This is a genomic window from Clostridium autoethanogenum DSM 10061 (assembly GCF_001484725.1).
Lineage (GTDB): Bacteria > Bacillota > Clostridia > Clostridiales > Clostridiaceae > Clostridium_B > Clostridium_B ljungdahlii.
Genome location: NZ_CP012395.1, coordinates 1,838,252 through 1,857,135 on the forward strand (window position 1 = coordinate 1,838,252; position 18,884 = coordinate 1,857,135).

17 protein-coding genes and 1 other RNA gene are annotated in these 18,884 nt (G+C 28.1%); 10 read left to right on the forward strand and 8 right to left on the reverse strand.

Annotated features, from left to right (window positions below; all coding sequences use genetic code 11):
- Window positions 1-100 precede the first annotated feature (100 nt).
- The 7 genes from ssrA (at window position 101) to CLAU_RS08230 (ending at window position 6,181) form a co-directional block, all read left to right on the forward strand.
- Window positions 101-460, forward strand: a transfer-messenger RNA (tmRNA) gene (ssrA, locus tag CLAU_RS20030).
- Between the two features lie 449 nt (window positions 461-909).
- Window positions 910-1,470, forward strand: a complete 561-nt coding sequence (locus CLAU_RS08205; protein ID WP_023162426.1) for a TetR/AcrR family transcriptional regulator — start codon at window positions 910-912, stop codon at window positions 1,468-1,470.
- Between the two features lie 165 nt (window positions 1,471-1,635).
- Window positions 1,636-2,064: a hypothetical protein gene (locus tag CLAU_RS08210; protein WP_023162427.1), complete on the forward strand. Its 429-nt coding sequence runs from the start codon at window positions 1,636-1,638 to the stop codon at window positions 2,062-2,064.
- Between the two features lie 444 nt (window positions 2,065-2,508).
- A complete protein-coding gene (locus tag CLAU_RS08215) occupies window positions 2,509-2,871 on the forward strand; it encodes a helix-turn-helix domain-containing protein (protein ID WP_023162428.1) in 363 nt (120 codons plus the stop codon).
- A 1-nt stretch (window position 2,872) separates the two neighbouring features.
- Window positions 2,873-3,427, forward strand: coding sequence for a Lumazine-binding protein (locus CLAU_RS08220; RefSeq protein WP_023162429.1), 555 nt, complete (start codon window positions 2,873-2,875; stop codon window positions 3,425-3,427).
- Between the two features lie 353 nt (window positions 3,428-3,780).
- Window positions 3,781-4,461: a response regulator transcription factor gene (locus CLAU_RS08225; protein WP_023162430.1), complete on the forward strand. Its 681-nt coding sequence runs from the start codon at window positions 3,781-3,783 to the stop codon at window positions 4,459-4,461.
- Window positions 4,462-4,567: 106 nt separating this feature from the next.
- Window positions 4,568-6,181 (forward strand): M28 family peptidase, encoded by a 1,614-nt coding sequence (locus CLAU_RS08230; protein ID WP_029170062.1) that lies wholly within the window; start codon window positions 4,568-4,570, stop codon window positions 6,179-6,181.
- A gap of 469 nt (window positions 6,182-6,650) precedes the next feature.
- On the opposite strand, the gene CLAU_RS08235 is transcribed toward CLAU_RS08230, so the two are convergent.
- From CLAU_RS08235 to CLAU_RS08255, 5 genes are all read right to left on the reverse strand, one after another.
- Window positions 6,651-7,928, reverse strand: coding sequence for an ABC transporter permease family protein (locus tag CLAU_RS08235; RefSeq protein ID WP_029170063.1), 1,278 nt, complete (start codon window positions 7,926-7,928; stop codon window positions 6,651-6,653).
- A gap of 1 nt (window position 7,929) precedes the next feature.
- A complete protein-coding gene (locus tag CLAU_RS08240) occupies window positions 7,930-8,682 on the reverse strand; it encodes an ABC transporter ATP-binding protein (protein ID WP_029170064.1) in 753 nt (250 codons plus the stop codon).
- Window positions 8,683-8,687: 5 nt separating this feature from the next.
- Entirely contained in the window at window positions 8,688-9,749 is a 1,062-nt protein-coding gene (locus CLAU_RS08245; RefSeq protein WP_023162435.1) for a sensor histidine kinase, read from the reverse strand.
- 1 nt (window position 9,750) lies between these two features.
- Window positions 9,751-10,449: a response regulator transcription factor gene (locus CLAU_RS08250; protein WP_023162436.1), complete on the reverse strand. Its 699-nt coding sequence runs from the start codon at window positions 10,447-10,449 to the stop codon at window positions 9,751-9,753.
- Between the two features lie 96 nt (window positions 10,450-10,545).
- Entirely contained in the window at window positions 10,546-12,543 is a 1,998-nt protein-coding gene (locus tag CLAU_RS08255; protein ID WP_023162437.1) for a serine hydrolase domain-containing protein, read from the reverse strand.
- Between the two features lie 345 nt (window positions 12,544-12,888).
- Here CLAU_RS08255 and CLAU_RS08260 point away from each other — a divergent pair, with 345 nt between their 5' ends.
- A complete protein-coding gene (locus CLAU_RS08260) occupies window positions 12,889-13,551 on the forward strand; it encodes a CatA-like O-acetyltransferase (RefSeq protein ID WP_023162438.1) in 663 nt (220 codons plus the stop codon).
- 159 nt (window positions 13,552-13,710) lie between these two features.
- On the opposite strand, the gene CLAU_RS08265 is transcribed toward CLAU_RS08260, so the two are convergent.
- The 3 genes from CLAU_RS08265 to CLAU_RS08275 form a co-directional block, all read right to left on the reverse strand.
- Entirely contained in the window at window positions 13,711-14,475 is a 765-nt protein-coding gene (locus tag CLAU_RS08265; protein ID WP_023162439.1) for a GDSL-type esterase/lipase family protein, read from the reverse strand.
- A 90-nt stretch (window positions 14,476-14,565) separates the two neighbouring features.
- Window positions 14,566-16,812, reverse strand: a complete 2,247-nt coding sequence (locus CLAU_RS08270; RefSeq protein ID WP_029170065.1) for a M56 family metallopeptidase — start codon at window positions 16,810-16,812, stop codon at window positions 14,566-14,568.
- 42 nt (window positions 16,813-16,854) lie between these two features.
- Complete coding sequence (locus CLAU_RS08275; protein ID WP_029170066.1) at window positions 16,855-17,238, reverse strand: BlaI/MecI/CopY family transcriptional regulator; 384 nt, start codon at window positions 17,236-17,238, stop codon at window positions 16,855-16,857.
- Between the two features lie 386 nt (window positions 17,239-17,624).
- On the opposite strand from CLAU_RS08275, the gene CLAU_RS08280 reads away from it, so the two are divergent.
- Window positions 17,625-17,963 (forward strand): PadR family transcriptional regulator, encoded by a 339-nt coding sequence (locus CLAU_RS08280; protein ID WP_023162441.1) that lies wholly within the window; start codon window positions 17,625-17,627, stop codon window positions 17,961-17,963.
- Window positions 17,956-18,804, forward strand: coding sequence for a DUF1129 domain-containing protein (locus tag CLAU_RS08285; protein WP_023162442.1), 849 nt, complete (start codon window positions 17,956-17,958; stop codon window positions 18,802-18,804). The genes CLAU_RS08280 and CLAU_RS08285 overlap by 8 nt, the downstream gene beginning before the upstream one ends.
- Window positions 18,805-18,884 lie beyond the last annotated feature (80 nt).

Genomic DNA, 18,884 nt, shown 5'->3' on the forward strand with positions numbered 1-18,884 from the left:
TCTTTTAATATTTGACTTATAGTAATCTGGGTGATATAATTTAATACTGCATAAGATAATAATTATGCAATGTTAAGTATTCAAACACTTAACCCAACATGGGGGCGCAATGGTTTCGACAGGGGTGTGATGTGTTTGAGAAGCGAGTCGAGGGAACCTGTGGGCCCGCGTTAAAAAACTATGGGATTAAATATAAACGAAAATAATAACGAAAATTTAGCTTTAGCAGCATAGTCTGCTAGCCGTCAGCCTAGACTTCCCGCGATCTAGGGTCTGGCGCCGATAGCGGGGAAACGAGCCTAGGAAAGCTTTGACCTAGGAACGGAATTTATGAAGCTACTGAATTCAGAAGCCTGTCCTTAGGCGTCTGAAGGAGGGAATTTTAAATTAAGGACTGCACTCGGAGATGCTCAAATGTTTCTGCTTTTGGACAGGGGTTCGATTCCCCTCGCCTCCACCATACATATTAGTATTTTCAACATGTTATAGCAGCTTTAACAGTAATGAATTACAGTCCGATATGGAATAAATTTTTCTGTATCCCAACTGTAATTTTTTATTTTAGAGGTGTTGAAAGTGGCTAAAAGACTTTGGAGCATGAAGAATATGTCAAGGACAGAATTAACGAAACTATAAATATCAGAGTTATTGAAATGTTTGCAGACAGTGCTTTCTCTATTGGGGTGCTGTCTTTTTAGTACCAAAAGTTTTAATACACTGAAAATAAACTCTGTATCCATATCTACCAGTGCGTCCATGTTGGTACAGTAACTTCCAATATCATAACAAATATCTTCTTAACTAAAATTACAGGAGAAAAGTGTAAACTGTCCTCTCTGTTTTTTATTGACAAAATATACCGACTGGTTTATTATGAAGTAAATAACTTTTGTGGAAGGGATATAGAGGATGAAATCAACTAAAGGTGAACAAGCAAAGAAGTGCTTAATAGAAATAGCTTCAAGATTATTTGTGAAAAATGGATATTCGAATACAGGAATAAATGAGATATTGCAAGAAGCTAATATGTCAAAGGGGTCATTTTATTTTTATTTTTCGAGTAAGAAAGAACTTGGAATTGAAGTAGCAAAGTATTATGGAAAAACTCTATTACTTAATTGGTTAGAACCTCTATCAAATAATCCTTGGAACATATTTGTACATAAGATGGTATCTGATATAAAAAGTTCTGTATCATCAGGTAACTATTTCGGATGTCCAATAGCTGTATTAGGTTTAGAAATAGCATTTATTGATGATAATCTTTCAGAAGTATATGCAACTGCAATTACAAAACTAATTAATATTTTTTCAAAGTCTCTACAAGTATCAGGATTAGCAAAAGATAAAGCTGACATGATTGCTAAAAAAGCATTTGCTCTTTATGAAGGACACATACTTTATTATAGAATATGTAAAGATGAAGGTGCCTTTGATTGTGTCCTTAATGATTTACTGTCATTAGTATAATATAGAATAAATTCATAGTTAACTTTATTTGAAATATCATTTTGTTGACTGTGAATTTCCATAAAGTTATTTTTTTGCAGTATATAAACCGACTGGTCTAATATACAAGTGTAATATTATTTAGCATAAGCCTAATAAATTAATTAAAAGAAAGGAAGATAAAATATGCCATGTGCAGAAGTATCAATGACTAAGAGTTTTATTACAGATAAGGAAAAGTCTATTTTATCAAAGAAGTTGACAAAAATACTTATTGAATCAGAAGGTTTGAAAGATAATCCTATCTCACATTCAATCGCTTTACTGAATATTAAGGAGTTCGATAATTTATACCTTGGAGGTGAAAAAGGTAGTCAGGATAAAGTTGTGATAAAGATTTATGGATTTTCAAACGCCTTCAGTGAAGAAATAAAGAAGAAATTATTTTTAGAAATTACCAACGCTTTCATTTCTGTTAGTGATAAAACACGATTGCAGAATGGGAGAAATATATGGTGTATAATAATTCCTTTGGGTGAATCTGATTTTGGTGTTGGTGGAATACCCGTAACGTTAGAATTAACAAAGCAACTTGTTTCATCGTATACAGAATAAAAAATTTGACTTAATATGAATTCGGATTTTCTTATATAACGAAGTAAACAGTCTCGCAGGAGGATCAGTTATCCCCTGTTTTTTTTCTGCAATTTACAGAGTATAACAGCTATAGTACCACTTCATATGTTTTAAGGCTATACATGACAGTTATTAACAGCAATATGTGGAATAACTGCTTGTACTGCAATTATAAAGAGTAGTACCTATCAAAAACTCAATAAATGCTTTATTTTTTATATTTAGAGGATGATAAGCTGATTTTTGTTTTGGAATTCTTAAGTGGAATTGTGGAAAGAATCCAGTCCCCAATAAACATATTGACTATACATATACAGTAACAAAAAAACGAATAGCAACGTTTCGTTGACAAATTTTCAGCACTTTTTGGTAGACTGCAACCTTTCGTTTTCTATATAATTGAAGAATAGAGGGGGCGAGTTAATGAACATATCTGAAAGATTACAAAAATTAAGAAAACATGAAGGATATTCGCAGGAACAGTTAGCAGAAAAATTAGGAGTAACAAGACAAGCAATATCAAAATGGGAAAGTACCCAAGGTAATCCAGATATCAATAATATTATTAAATTAAGTGAAATTTATAATGTTAGTACGGATTATTTATTAAAAGGTGAGGAGCAGATAAGTAAGCCAATAGAAATTAATTCTAAAGAAAATAAGGAGAATATTAAATCCAGAAAAACGTTTAATAAACTTTTATTTATTGCTGGTATTTCTGCTATTGCAATTCTGTTTCTTTTTACATTTACTTTTTTAATAAAAACATTTTTAGGGGGTCATTAAAATGAAAACAAAATGTTTTTTAGTACTTGTTTTTGTATTTACAGTTTTATTATCTGCTTGTGGAAATTTATCAGGCGATGGCAATAAAACGACTGGTTTGTCATCAAAAATTTCCCCTAAACAAACTATACAAATTGCTTTTGAAGCACTAAAAAATGGTAACTTAAAGAAATTTAATCAATTTATTCAATATAATGATCGACGGGAAGGCGTTTTTGTATATAAGGATAATAAGCTTTTTGGCAATAATTTAGATGAAACAGAGAAAGAGTTTATAAAGAATTTTTCTTATGATATAGGGGAAGTTAAAGAAAGTGGGAATGTCACAACAGCTCAAGTGAAAATTACTAACCGTGATTTATCAAATGTAGAGAAAGATATACCACATTATAAAGATGCAGATAATCCACTTATTGAAGCAATTAAAAATTCTGATAATAAAATGGTTACAACTAACTTGAAAATAACTCTTAACAAAACGGATGGAATGTGGAAAATTCAAATGGATGCGGCTTTGGCTGATGCTCTTTGTGGAGGGCTATTGGCTAAGTGGTAATAATAAAAATACCGTTTTTTATGGGAACATCCATTCAGTTACTCCTTCTCTACAAACATCAAATAAGCGGCTTAAACCTTCTCATCCAATTACTCATGTGATTTTGCGCTGCTATAATTATTCACTAGTTATAGTCATGTTTCATCATTTAATATTTCTACCTATTAACATATTAACTAGTTCTTTAACTTTAAGATTTTTTTGACTATGTTTATTAATAACTGCGCCTAGATTCTTTCAAATTGTAGATTGTGTCATAATTGTCTTGTAAATACTTCATGAGAATTAAATGTATATATTTATATTTACAATATGTTAATATATAGTTGTACAACCTATTACAGGAGGACAATATGATACATATAATAATCATTTTACATTTTCTATGTTTTTCATTAGGCGTAGGATGTATTACATTAAATTGGTTAGTATATAAAAAGCATAAAAAAAATATATTAAAAGACATAGTTATAGGAGAAATTATTTTTTCTATATGGTTTTTAATAGACACTCTATTTATTTATATTAGAAAAATATTATCAGAATATAAAATAGAGAATATTGTTAAGATAATAAGTTACTTTTTAGCAGCAGCAGTTATTTTTTATGTGTATAGAATTATTAAGAAGGTTAAGGATAATAAATTATATAAAAAAGTAAATGTGCAGATAAAAATCATTATAGGACTAATAATAGCAACATGCATATTATTTTTATTTAGTTATAAAATTGTATTTCTCAAAGATGTACCTTATTTATGTTTAATATATATACTTCAATGTATATTAGTAATAATATGCTGTATTAAAGAAGAAAGAGAAATAGTGCATGAAGGAAAAAACGATTTAAAATGTCTTACTAATAGAGAAAAGGAAATCGCTAATTATATTTGCATGGGTTTAAGTAATAAGGAAATTGGTGAAAAATTATTTATATCCCCTAATACTGTAAAAAATCATGTTTATAATATTTATAAAAAAGTAAATGTTAAAAATAAAGTAGAGCTTATAAACCTTATAAATAGGCGGGACTAGTACTAATGTACTAGCCTTTTTTTATAAAATGAGAGCTTTAGACTATGTATAAATAAAAAAAGAATTATTATACTCTTCCCATACAGTAAGTATTGGAGGAGAAATTATGAAAAAAAGAAAGATTATAATTTTGGTCGTATGTATTTTATCAATTTTAGTAGGATGCATAACAATGTATTATCCAAATTCAAAGGAGAATAGCAGAAATTTTTCCTATGTGAGAGCAAAGGAAGATTTAAAGGTAATAAGCAAAGAACCACATTCAACTTTATTTCATCAAAAAGCATTAAAGGATGTAAGACAATATTTATTTAATGAGCTAAAAGAATTAAATATGAATCCAAAGATTTTCAGCTACAAAAATATAAAAAATGATAAAGGGCAAACAGCAGATTTAAGTAACATATATGGGAAAATTGATGGTAAAAATGGTGAAAACGGAAGCTATATATTACTTGTAGCCCATTATGATTCTGCTGGAACTAATCCTCAAAATACGGGAGGATATTCTTTTGGAGCATCAGATGATGGATATGGTGTTGCAACAATATTAAAGACATTAAGAAGTATAAGAAACAGTGGAAAAACATTAGAAAATGGTATTAAGGTATTAATAACAGATGGAGAAGAGATGCATTTAATTGGATCAAGGGAGGAATTTAATAATAATTTTTCTTTGTATAGAAATGTATCATATGTTATTAATTTAGAAGCTAGAGGGACTAGTGGACCTGCAATAATGTTTCAGACAAGTGAAAAAAATGATAGAGTATTGGATTTGTACAAAAAAGCAAAATATCCTATAACAACATCATTAATTACAGATTTATATAAGGATTCAGGTAGATCAGATTTCTTAAATATTAAAAAGAAAGGATTGGCAGGCATTAATTTAACTACATTAGATAAGGTAGAGTACTATCATACTCCACAGGATTCTTATAAAAATATTTCTGATAAAAGCTTTATGCATTATGAAGAGCAGGTACTACCAATAGTTGATGAATTTATTTATTCTGATAAATATAATGACCCAAACTATTTTAAACAAGGAAATGATTCCATATTTTTTACTATATTACCTAATGTGATTTTAGATTATAGTGTTAATTTAGGAAGAATATTAGGCATAATAGTTATAATTGCATCCATAGGAATAATGATATATAACAAGGACAAGCTCAAAGGTACACTAAAATCAGTAGCGAAAAATTTGATTCATATTATAGTTGTAACAATATTAGGTCTAATTATTAGTTTTGGTTTAGCAACTGTTTGGAGAGTTAATTTTACTTTAAACCATATGGGAAAGGTTCCAGGAGATGATATTTTAGTTATTGTTTTGCCAATAGTGTTATTAGGATTTATGTTTAAAATAGAAATGAAAGAGAAAGACAAGGTATGTGAAAACTTTTTAGCTGGAGTATTAATTCAAACAATATTATTGTGTGTATTAATAATATGTTTACCTGGTGTTAGTTATTTGACTATGATACCATTGATACTAACTCTTTTTTCATTAGGAATAATAAGATTAACTAATAATGAAAAAGCAAAATATACTTTGCTATTAACTATATCAGTAATGATTATATTATATATTCCACTAATGAATATATTTCATATGGCATTTTCCATATCATCTTTACCATTTATATTTTTATTTTTGACCATAATGAAATCTTTATTGTTCCCAACAATAAATAAAATAATAAATTAGATTTCCACAATGACTATTTATCTTGATTTTGATAAATAGTTATTTTTAATATATTTATAGTTTCAGCAACACCTACCGCAATATGAACTTTCTCTATCATAATCTTTATTTCTCCTATCTAAAAACATAAAAAAAAGGTATCCAACGTATTGGACACCATAATTTTATGTTAGCTATTGATTTTACTTGCTTTAGTATATTAAAAAAATTCATGATACTTATAGTATTTTATTTATAGCTTAATATTTTTAATATCATTTATTTTTATATATTTTACTTTTGGCACACGTACACGCCTCTCACACTTGCAGACAACCAAAAATTCTATCTCTGCTTTTGTTTCTGCTAAAGTTTCTAAGGATTCTTCTATTTTTGTTTCTTTTGCACGATTGTATATATCAACCTCTAATATTAATATTGTGTCCCTATTTGTAATAAATATACAATTTATATAACTATTAACACTTTACTAGTTATTTAATATTGATATTTTCTTTTTAGTAATAATGTATCCTAACAATTGAACAATAAGATAATATGCCAATATTTTAAATGTATCTATCTTAAATTCTCCATTGGTATTTAAAACATAAATATATACAATACTTGTTAATACCGTTAAAAGTGCAGGTAAAAAAAATATTATTCTAATTTTATATGTTAACAATGTATCTATTTCCTTATCAATTAATCCAATATAATATAATTTAGTCCTTTTAAGTTGCCAGCCACAAAAATCTATCTTTGCTTTAAAATATAAAATATTAGAAGAAACAATAAAACTCAATAGTACAATAAACATATATATGAAATTGAAAGCGGACCCACAAAAAATGCTGTAAATATTAAAAAATGTTTTTACATTGGGCAAACTATACACTCTATTGCTGGTAATAAATATAGTGTTTAGGAAAATAATAAAAAGAATTATATATTTATTTTTTTTGAAGGAATCTTCCAGCTCATTTACTAATAAAATTCTTTTATAATAAAAACTTTTACTTCTTTTTATAAAAACGGCAAAAATTTTTATAAAAACTAAAAATAATATATAAATTACTAATGTACATATTAAAGAGTAGTCAACATAATATCTAGATTGAAAGTTTACAAACATTCTTTCCTTAAAATTTATATAACACAATACTAAAATAGAAATTATTGTTTTTGCAAACTCTTTCTTTTTAGAATATTTTATATACAAATTTTTATAGTTCACTTCATTAATTACTGACAGTTTATCGATAAATTTAAATGTCCATAAAATGAATATAATAGTAAGAAAAGCATAGTACCCAATGGTAACTATAAAAACAATTGATTCAAATTTAAAAGTAAAAATAAGCATTCCTGATAATTTTAGTGCAAAAAGTACGATGATTTTTGAAAATGCTGCACCTAAAATCAATCCTATGGGCATATAGATAAAAAAAGTTAGAACATTTTCCATAAAAATTAGCATCTTAATTTCGCTGCATGTCATTCCTAAAGTCAAAAATGTTGTAAATTCCTTTTGTCTATATTTTATAAAAGAAATGTACGTAAAAATGCTCCACAACATTGTATTAAAAACTGCAATTGATGGAAGTATAAAAACATTTTTTAGTCCAATTGCTGTTACATATGAATTATAAAATATTAACTCCGTAAAGAAGAATGAAACTGAAATTACAAGAGAAAATATATATGCAAAATATTGATCTAAATTTAATTTTATAGTTTGTTCAAGCATCTTTCTCCAATTCATATCACTCACCACTAATTACAGCAAGAGTATCCAATATTCTATTAAAAAAAGTATGCTGATCTCCTTTTGTGTATATATCTGCAAATATTCTCCCCGATTTTATAAAGATAACCCGGCTACAGCAGCTTGCAGCATATATGTCATGTGTAGCCATAAGAATTGTTGCTTTTTTTTGATCATTTATTTTTTGCAAATACTTCATAAACTTTTTTGAGGTATTTGGATCAAGACTGCTAGTTGGTTCGTCAGCTAAAATAATACAAGGATCATTTATTAGTGCTCTACATGCAGTTACCCTCTGTTGTTCACCTACAGATACATTATAGGGATATTTATTTCTAATATTGTATATATTAAAAAACGTAAAATATTCTTCTATTTTTTCATTAACCTTTTCTGTACTGATACCTTTAAATATCAATGGAAGTGCAGCATTTTCTGCAAGGGTAATATTATCAAGAAGGTTAAAATTTTGAAATATAATTCCTAAGTTTTCTCGTCTAAAAATGGAACGTTCTGTTTTGTCTAGGGAAGTTATGTATTGATTCATTATCTTTACTGTTCCGCTGGTAGGTTTATCGATTCCCGACAAAATGTTAAGCAAAGTCGTCTTACCACTGCCTGATTGTCCCATAATAGCAGTAAATTCTCCACTTTCAACGCTCAGATTTATACCATTCAAAACATTAGTAGGATTAACTTCTAAATTCCATTCATAGACTTTAATAATATCCTCGGCACTCAAGATCTCCATTAGTATCACCCCGTTGTATTTAATTTTAATGGATAAGTAATTGAAAAAGTAGTCCCCTTATCAACTTCAGAATCTATATTTATATTGTGATTCAACTTTTTTGATATTAATTTACATATATATAGGCCTATACCCGTTGCATTACCTACTTTTCTCCCATTTTCTCCTGTAAAAAATGGTTCAAAGATTCTTTTTATATCATAACCCGGAATTCCAATACCTTCATCTCTAATTGTTAACTTTACTTCTTTATTATCTAAATATATATTAAAATATACATATTTCTTTTGTCTGCTATCTCCAGAATACTTAATAGCATTCGATATTATTTGTTCAAGCATAAACTTATTCCATTTTTTATCTGTAATAATTAATATTTTTTCATAATTAAATTCTATTTTAGGGAAAACATTATTATAAATAAACTGGTTTTTCTTACTATTGATAACTTCTTTTAATAATAAAACTAAATCTACCTCTTGAGGATCATAATCTTTAGAAAAACTATTTAATCTATGAATGTTTAGGATTTGATCTAAACCGCTTTTAACTTTATCATTTTCTTCTCTTATATCCAAGAATAATTTTAATATATCTGTTTGGTTTATTGTGGAATTTTCATTACTATATTTTATTCCTTTAGCAGCTTTTTGAACAACAAGATCAATTATTGAAGTGGGCGTCTTTATATTATGAATCCATTGGGATAAGAAGTATTTATTATCTGCATTTTGTGCATAAATTGTACTTATCTTATTTGTATAGTTTTCATGAATTTTAAATATAGTTTTAGCTATTTCTTTCTGTTCATTTGTTTTTGGATTTAAATCAAAGTATCTACTTTCTATACCTTCATTAAAGCTTCTATTGAACCTATAATATTTAATCCATTCATTAAACATTATAAATACATATATTATTGTAGATATAAGTAAAGGGTATATCACATCACTTTTGTTACTTATCAAATAGCCATAAAAAAGAATTAAAATTGTATTAAGGAAATACCCAACAGTAAATGCTAACTTATATTTTAAAAAGTTTACTAATACTTTTTTATTATCCATACTAATTCCCCTTATTTGCAGTTGTGTGGAATATATATCCTACACCTCGCTTGGTTGATATAGCTTCACTAACACCCAATTTTTTAAGTTTATTTCTTATTCTCGTTATATTTACTGTTAAAGTGTTATCATCTACAAAAAAGGAATCATCCCAAAGTTCTTCTAGAAGTTCTTCCCTACTGACTATTTTATTTTCATTTTTAATAAGCATATTTAATAGCTTGAACTCATTTTTGCTAAGTTCAAGTTCAATCTGATTATAAAGTACCTTAAAAGTGTCTTTATTAAGTTTAATGCCTCCATCACTTTCAAGTATATTTGATTCATTTGCATATTCACCATATACCCTTCTTATTCCAGCTTGTATCTTAGCCAGCAAAAAATCAAAGTTAAAAGGTTTTACAATATAATCATCGGCTCCTAACTCAATCCCACGTATTTGTTCTTCATCACTACATCTTGAAGAAATAATAATTACAGGTATTTTTGATACTCTTCTAAAAGTTTTACATAATTGAAAACCATCATAATAAGGCAAATTTATATCTAAAAGAACTAAATCAGCATTTGATTTTTCTAACTCAGTATCTACATTTTTAAAATCTTGTATATTAACGACTTCATATTTATATTTTTGGAGGTACTCTGTTATTAGGTCATTTAATTTAATATCATCTTCAATAACAAGTATCTTATACAAAGCAATTTCCTCCTTTTAAAATTATGCTATAGTAATTTTAATATAGCATAATTTTGTTTGGGAGAAAAGCTAGGTTGAAATTTTGATATTTTTTAACTAAAATTTAAATCCTAAGAGATTCCAGTAATTTAGATACAGAGTAAAAGCTAAAAATACACAATAAATTAATATATTGGGTATAATTGTTCCTAAATTAGATTTTTTATTATGCCAATATAAGCATATTGATATTATTAGTCCCAAAGTAAGTATGGTAGTTATTATTGGGATCATTAACAGATATATAGCGGCCTTAGGCAATTCTGTTAAGAAAATCAAGGATGATAATAAAGTAATACATTCTTTAGCCATACCAATTAAAAAAACTAAATTCAAAATACAAATAAAAGCTATAGCCCATCTATGATATTTAAAAATTAGAGGCTTTTTGTTGTTTCTATTTTTAAGATTGAATAGTATCATGGCAATAGCCATAGACAAAAATAATACTAAAAAAAACACGAAAATAATTTTATGCAATGTAGGATTCTCATACCAGTGAATTTTATTCATAACAGTATTTGAACCAGCATTAAGCATATAGGATATCTTCCCTTGCTTATTTGCTATAAAGGTAAGACTATTTCCCATAACATTTTTAAAAAGTAAAGGGGATGTTTCTTTGTAAGCATCTTGTTGTCCATTAGGGTTTTGTATAATCAATGTATCCTTAGTACTTTTTACATTTATAGGTTGAGACATTAACATCAATAACTTTCCTATTTCTCCTCTTGGATACCTGCTAGGAATATAAGCACCTTCCAAATTTTTTAAGTTGGTTTTATTGAAGTTAGTTGTATTATTCATATTTGCCTGAGGCTTAGTTTGAGGATAGTATCTATTCATAAATTGTCCAGCTACGTCACCACAAATTTTAGCTCCATTGTCACCATTAGTTGATATAAAAAAACCTACATTGCTGCCTGGTATTAAATATAACATATTGTGAAAACCATAATCATCTCCACCTTGACCAAGTACTCTTGTACCATTTATATAATTTTCCGCAAATCCATAGCACATGCATGGTATATTTTTATCTAATGGAAAATGTTTTTTATGCATATCTTCTATGGATGCTTTGCTCAATATAGAAGTATTATCATAAGTGCCATTATTTAAATGCGCAATCATAAATTTACTCATATCATCTGCTGTAGTTTTTAACCCTCCTGCTGGTAAAAAGGTATTTCCATACATAGGTACTTTTTTGTAAACTCCATTTTTATAATCATAACCTTGTGATAAATTAGCTAGTGTTTTCTTATCAAAGGCAAAACTGCTGTCATTCATATGGAGAGGTTTTAATATGTTATCTTCCATATACTTATCAAAAGTAGTGCCTGATACACTTTCAACTGCATATCCGGCTACAGCCATACCATAATTACTATACTGTATTGCTTCACCTGGTTCTCGAATTATAGGACGAAGACGAGCTGTTAAGGTATCTTTAAGTGGTTTTTCCTGGTGATAGTTATCTAGTTCTGATTCTCCTATAATCCTTTCATCAAAACCACCTGTATGAGTTAAGAGATTATCAAGAGTAACAGGCTTAGAAAAGTTATCCTTTATCTGAAAGCCTTTTAAATAATTATTTACATTTTCATTTAAGTTTATTTTACCTTTTTCTTTAAGCTGCATAACAGCTGTAGCGGTAAAAAGCTTAGAAATGGAAGCAGCTCTAAAAACTGTTGTTTTAGGATTAACTGGTGTTTTTTTATCTATGTCAGAATATCCATATCCTTTTTCAAAAAGTACATGATTATCTTTAACAACAGATAAAACAGCTCCTGGCACATTAAATCTTTTTAATTCTTGGTTAAAAATAGTGTCCGCAAATTTTTCTACATTGTCTTTGTTTAAAGTTTCTGTAGAACTACTGTTTAACAAAGGTGCTGAAAATTCTTTTTTATTTTCTTTTGCTGAAACAGTTGCGTTACTATTAACAATATAGCAAAAGCTACATATTGAAGCGCATAGCGTTGGGAAAATATATGCAACAAGCGAAAAACAAATTATAAATCTTTTAATATAAGTAATAAGTTTTTTCATAATTAGTAACCTCCTTAAACTTCTTAAGTTGACATTTTCTCTTCACATTTCATCAGATAAATAGATTTTATATGAATTAAGAAAATCAACAAATCGATTTATATAAAAAAGCCTTACAGTTTTGTAAGGTTTCTTTGTTTTTCAAAAGTTATCTTTGATATAACAGAAATGTAAAAGTAAACGGCATTTTTATGTTATGAATTTGGGTAATACAAAAATACCGTTTTTTATTTTTTATCGTGTGAACAACTTCTTTACAGAATTATTTATGAACTAGATAGGTTATGATAGATGAGGTTATAATTTGATTATAGCTTAATTAAAATCAAATAGAGGTATAATCATATGAATACAAATTTTCATACTATTGACATGGAGACATGGCCAAGATCTCACACATATAATTATTTTACAAAAACAGTATCCACACTTATTTATTCCATTAATGTAACAGTTGATATTACAATCCTTAGAAATGCACTAAAAAGTAAAGGCTTAAAATTCTTTCCTACATACCTTTACTTGGTAACCAGAGCTATTGGAAGACATCAGGAATTTCTTATGTCAATTCAAAATGATGTGTTAGGATATTGGGATTATCGGACTCCTTTTTATCCAGTATTTCATAAAGAAAGTAAAACAATAACATTTCTTTGGACAGAATATGATGATGATTTCAAAGTGTTTTATAGAAGTTATATTTCGGACATGAAACAGTATGGTAAAGATTATAGTATTATGTTATCAAAGGGAGCACCACCTTCTAACAACTACATAATTTCTTGTGTTCCATGGTTTAGCTTTAATGGCTTATCAATGCAATTGCAAAATGCAAAAAATTATTATGCACCAATTTTTGAATCCGGTGGATTTACTGAAACCAATGGTACAATTATGATGCCTTTATCTATTACAGTTAATCATGCTGCAGTAGATGGCTATCACATAAAAGTGCTTTTAGAAGAATTACAATGGACAATAACTCATCCTGAAGAGTGGATTAAATGAACAAAAATATAAATATAACGTAAGTATTCTTTCATTACAAAAAATAATGTGTATAGATTTGGTTTTTACACAAATCTATACACATTCCCATATCCATTCCTGAATGCCCACTTCTTCCAGAAAAGCTTAAACGCCTCCAATTATAATCACTTCATAGTTTTACTGTAAATAAGGTTTTAAAGCATCTCTCCATACTCTATAACCATCTCCATTTATATGTAATCCACTTACAGTATATTTATAAGATAATTTATTTTCATTAGGTAATGTAAAAAGATGATATAAATCTATGTATTGAACACTTAAGCTTTTACAAAGCTTATTTAAAGATATATTTAAATCTATTATCTGTTTTTCACTTGTATTAGTTTTAAACAAATCCTTATTTATTGGAAGAACACTTTCTACATATATTGTAGTATTAGGTAATTCTTTCTTAATCCTTCCTAATATTTTAGAATAGTTTTTAGTAATTTCATTAGTAGATAGCCCTTTACCGATATCATTTATCCCTATCATAATAAAAATTTTTCGAGGCTTTAACTTTATAACCTCACTTAAACGATTTAAAACTCCAGAGGTATTATCACCACTGATTCCACGATTTAATATACAAGGATTATTTAGTAATTCATTCCACTGACCGATATCTGTAAGACTATCCCCTAAAAATACTATTTGGCCTTGTTTATCATCTGAATTCATATACATCGTAACTTTTTGTATATAATAATCAGAATACGTTTTTTGATCTAAGCTTATATCTCCAACTTTTTTAGGCAGCATTTTATTTTCTGGTACAGTAGTATTACCTAACACTCCTACATTTTTAGATGAATGTGAAAAAAGTTTAAGATACATACATAAACACAATATAATAAAAAATATTATTGTGATAATTATTAATAGTTTTTTATTTTTCATATATGTCTCCCATCAAGTATTTAGGCATGACATATAAAGTGTCCCTCAACAAGTGCTGAGAGACACCCCATATTAACACCATATATGTTTCTAATTGCCACTTTGCTCAAATGTGCTTGAACCTACAACAAGATTAATTAATTCATTCAATTCATTTTCACTTAAACCATTTTTGTTTGAAGAACTAGAATCAAACTTGTAGCAAACACCATTTTCACTCCAAATATAAACTTTTTCTTTATTACCTTCGCCATTTTTTAATTCATATTCATATTTAAAGACTTGTTTACCTGCAATATTTAATAACTGTGTCTTATTTTTTGTTAAGCTTCCACCTAGCCCTGCAATAGTAACATATCCTGTATTTCTTGCTTCCTCATACTGTTTATAATCTTTTGTTTGAAGCAGATTTCCAACTACAGCATTATTCTTGCAGTATTCTATACCAAAATATTTATTCTCTTTGGACACAAAAGCACTTGAAATCTTTATATCTTTATTTGCACTATTCGGGAACTTAAATTTAAAACCAAGTGCATTTTCAGCTGCTTTTAAATCATCTTTATCATAAATCTCATAATCTGAACTTTTACCTGGAGTATTATAATCTAACTTTTTTACTTCCTCTGGATATCTTATGGATGATGCTATTTTTTCTATTTCATCTTGAGAAAGATTTACAGACTCTATTCCCTGATATACACCACTATATTCTAAGCTATACCAGTTGCCTTCATCCTGCCATATGAAATACTTACTAACACTCTGAGTATCTTTACCTTGATTCTTTTGGGCTGGTGTAAAAAATTTTGCAGTAACACTTGTTCCATTTATTTCCCCAAGCTTCATAGGTTGTTCTGACGTTTCGACTTTACCACCGTCTTTTTCAAATTGAGGATCTAGATCTACCACTTTCTTTAGTACCTCTGCATAGTTTGTATGAAAAACTTTAAACGAAATACGATCTATTGGTATATTAGGCATATTATATTTATCATTAAAACTTATAGATAAAAAATTATCCTTATCTGAAATTTTTTCAACCTGAAAATAATTAATAACTTTATAGCCTGCAGGCATATAATCTGGTACCTTAAATTTAAAACCAGCTACTGTTTGTGCTTTTGCTAAGTTATCATATTCTTTTACTTGTGAATCAACAAGAAACTGAATTTTTTGAGCAGAACTCATAGTGCTACTAGAGGTTACAGCAGGGATAGCATTGGGTCCCACAGCTTTAACACTAATGCCATTGACAAGTGTTAATCCTCCAACTAATACACAACATAAAGCAGCCGATGCAGACATTTTATAAGATCCTTTTTTGAATTTTGTTATCATTTTTATTCTCCCTTCGATTTGACTCTCAGTTTCAAAAAAAATTGCTGCTTGAGGATACCTAGCTAAATTTAGAGACTTTCTTGAAAAATTAATTAGTGTCATACCATAATCTACAGTCTCTTTTTCTCCAAGTATTTCAAGTACACAAGCATCACAAGCGCATTCTCTTTGCAACTTCATTTTATTCATAGCAAACCATACCAAGGGATTAAACCAATGTATTAAAACAGCAACTATACTAAGCGAATTATAAAATAGATCTTTTCTTTTATAATGAACTAGCTCATGTAAGATAATATATGAAAATTGTTTGAGGTTGTCCATATTAATTAGGCCTTGTGGTATATAAATTTTAGGTTTCAAAACGCCTAATATACAAGGACTTTTAAAATTGTCATATACATAAATTGGAATATCTATATTTATATCAGCTTTTTTCTTACATTCCTTAATTAGTGTTAATACTTCCGTATCATCAAGGGTTTTCAAGACTTTAAATTTCCTCTTGGACTTTACTAAAACTAATAAAAATATAGAAGCTATAATAAGCAATCCTAATAGCCATACACAAGAAGCTGCCTTATATATATTCACAACTAACTTATTTTTATCTATACTTTGCCATTTATCTTTTATATACATAACTTGCTTATTTTCAATGTTGTTGTTATAATGAGGTTGACGTTTAGTACTATTCAAATTTGCTTGGTTTAACCCTGAAAGATTCAAGGGTAAGCTATGTCTTTTTTGGATAGTATTTTTATTTTGTGAAGTACCCTGTTCATTTCTCGTAAAAATACTAAACAAATTTATTTGATTTTGTGAAATTACAGGTATAATAAGTCTTATAAGCACTATAATCCATAGTGCATGCTTAAACTTTACACCAATATGGTTATTGAATAACTTCAAAATTAAAGTAATTATCAGTATTGCAATACTTGCTGTTAAGGAAGTTTGCAAAACCCATAAAAAAATCCTTTGTAAGATTTCCATCTCTAACATTCCTCTTTCATAATAATCCAGAAACTCTTAAAATTACTTCTTTTTTTCTTTTTTACTCTTAAGAAGCTTTTCAAGATGTTCAATTTCTTTTTCTGATAAAGACTCTTCTTCTAAAAACTTTGTAAAAAGGATACTTACAGCTCCATCATATACTTTATGAAGAAAAGATTTATTTTCAACTTTAATACACTCATCTTCTGAGATTAGCGGATAGTAATTATAAATTCTACCTGACTTCTTAAACCCTATTATTTCCTTTTTTACAAGTCTTGCCAAAAAAGTTTTAATTGTTTGGGCTGACCATCCCATTTTATCAGATAAAGAATTTATTATTTTTTGAGATGTCAACGGGTTTTCCTTCCATATAACCTTCATTATTTCCCACTCAGCTGCTGATATTTTAGGAATATCTCTCATAATATACACCTTTTCCTTTTATAATCTACAATTGTAAACCAACAAGTATAGTCTACAACTGTAGATGATACTTGTCAAGGTATATTATGAATTTTTTACCTCCCAATAAATATGTGCAATAAAATAAATATTCGTTACAAATTTCTAATTATTTTTTATCTGATCTTTTTCTGTTGTATATATGATTGCTTTAATATATTAAAGGTGTTATTAATTATTATGGTTTTCGTGAGAGAAGTTCTTAATTTTAATATACAGGGCGACATATTAATTATAACTATAATAATATATTTTTTAGCTATTATGCTTTACATAATAGCTAAACTATCGTATAATAATAAAACACTAATATGTAATACATAATAGTCAAATCAAGGAGGGATAATTTGAAGCAGACTCAGCTTTTAAAAGGCGTACTGGAAGGATGTGTACTTCTAGTTGTTTTAGAAAACGAAATATATGGATATGAAATGATTCAAATGTTAAAAAAATATGGGTTTAAAGAAATAGTTGCAGGTACTGTATATCCCCTGCTTCAAAAGTTAGAAAAGCAAGGCTATCTTTCAAGTACAATAAAGCCTTCACCAGAAGGCCCTGATAGAAAATATTATTGCATAACTACAGAAGGAAAAACTCACTGTAAGGATTTTGTTGAACAGTGGAAGGATTTAGAGTCCAAGGTTGATAATTTAATATGCTTGAAAGGGGAAAAATTATATGAATAAAAAGGACAATTCTGTGAAAGAAATTATTGAAAGAAATAATAAATTGCGCAAAAAATTAACGGATGAAAATAGAGAGTATTATGAACAACTGCTGATATACATTCGTACCGCGGGATTATTTTATGACGATCATGAGGTAGAAAGCTTGTTGATGCAGATTTTACAGGATATAATTTCCGCCCAGAAAGATAATCAATCTGCCGAAGAATTCTTTGGAAAAAATCAACAGCTGGCGGCAGACGAATTGATTCACAACCTTGGTAAATCCAGCAAAAAAGAGACATTTAAATTAACTGGTCTTGTCTTTGGCATCAGCTCTTTCTTTGAACTCCTGAGTGCATTAACTGCTCCAGACAAGGGAATAAATATCCTTATACTAATCATAAATGCTTTATTGAGCTTCTTAGTTGTGGAAATTGTATTTTTTATACTACACAAAAGTATTTATACAAAAATCATAAAAGGAAAGGTTGCCGCTTTTTTATCTATATGGCTCCTTGTTTCTTTGATAATTGGTTTGTTTGTATTGATTGATTTGTTTACTCCTCACCTGATAACTATACATTTGTCAAATTTGTTGGGAATTTTTATTATATCTATATTACTTATTGCTGCCGCTTTCTTTATATTTAACTGCGACAAGCAGGAACGTCGTATATGGTGGCCTTTTCTACCACCTATATTTATTCTTTGTTTCATTGGAATTACATTAAGAATACCATTAACAAAAAATTGGATGTCAAGCGGTAATGGCAAAATTGCAGCAGTTGTATTAGTTATATTTGGGTATATTCTTTTCTTAGTGCTAAGTTACTTTGGTTCTAAAGGTAAGAAAGAATAGTATTTTTTATATGAATGACAAATCTCTATCTAAAAATATTAACTCATAAAAAGTTATTTATTATACTTCAAATTCACTAA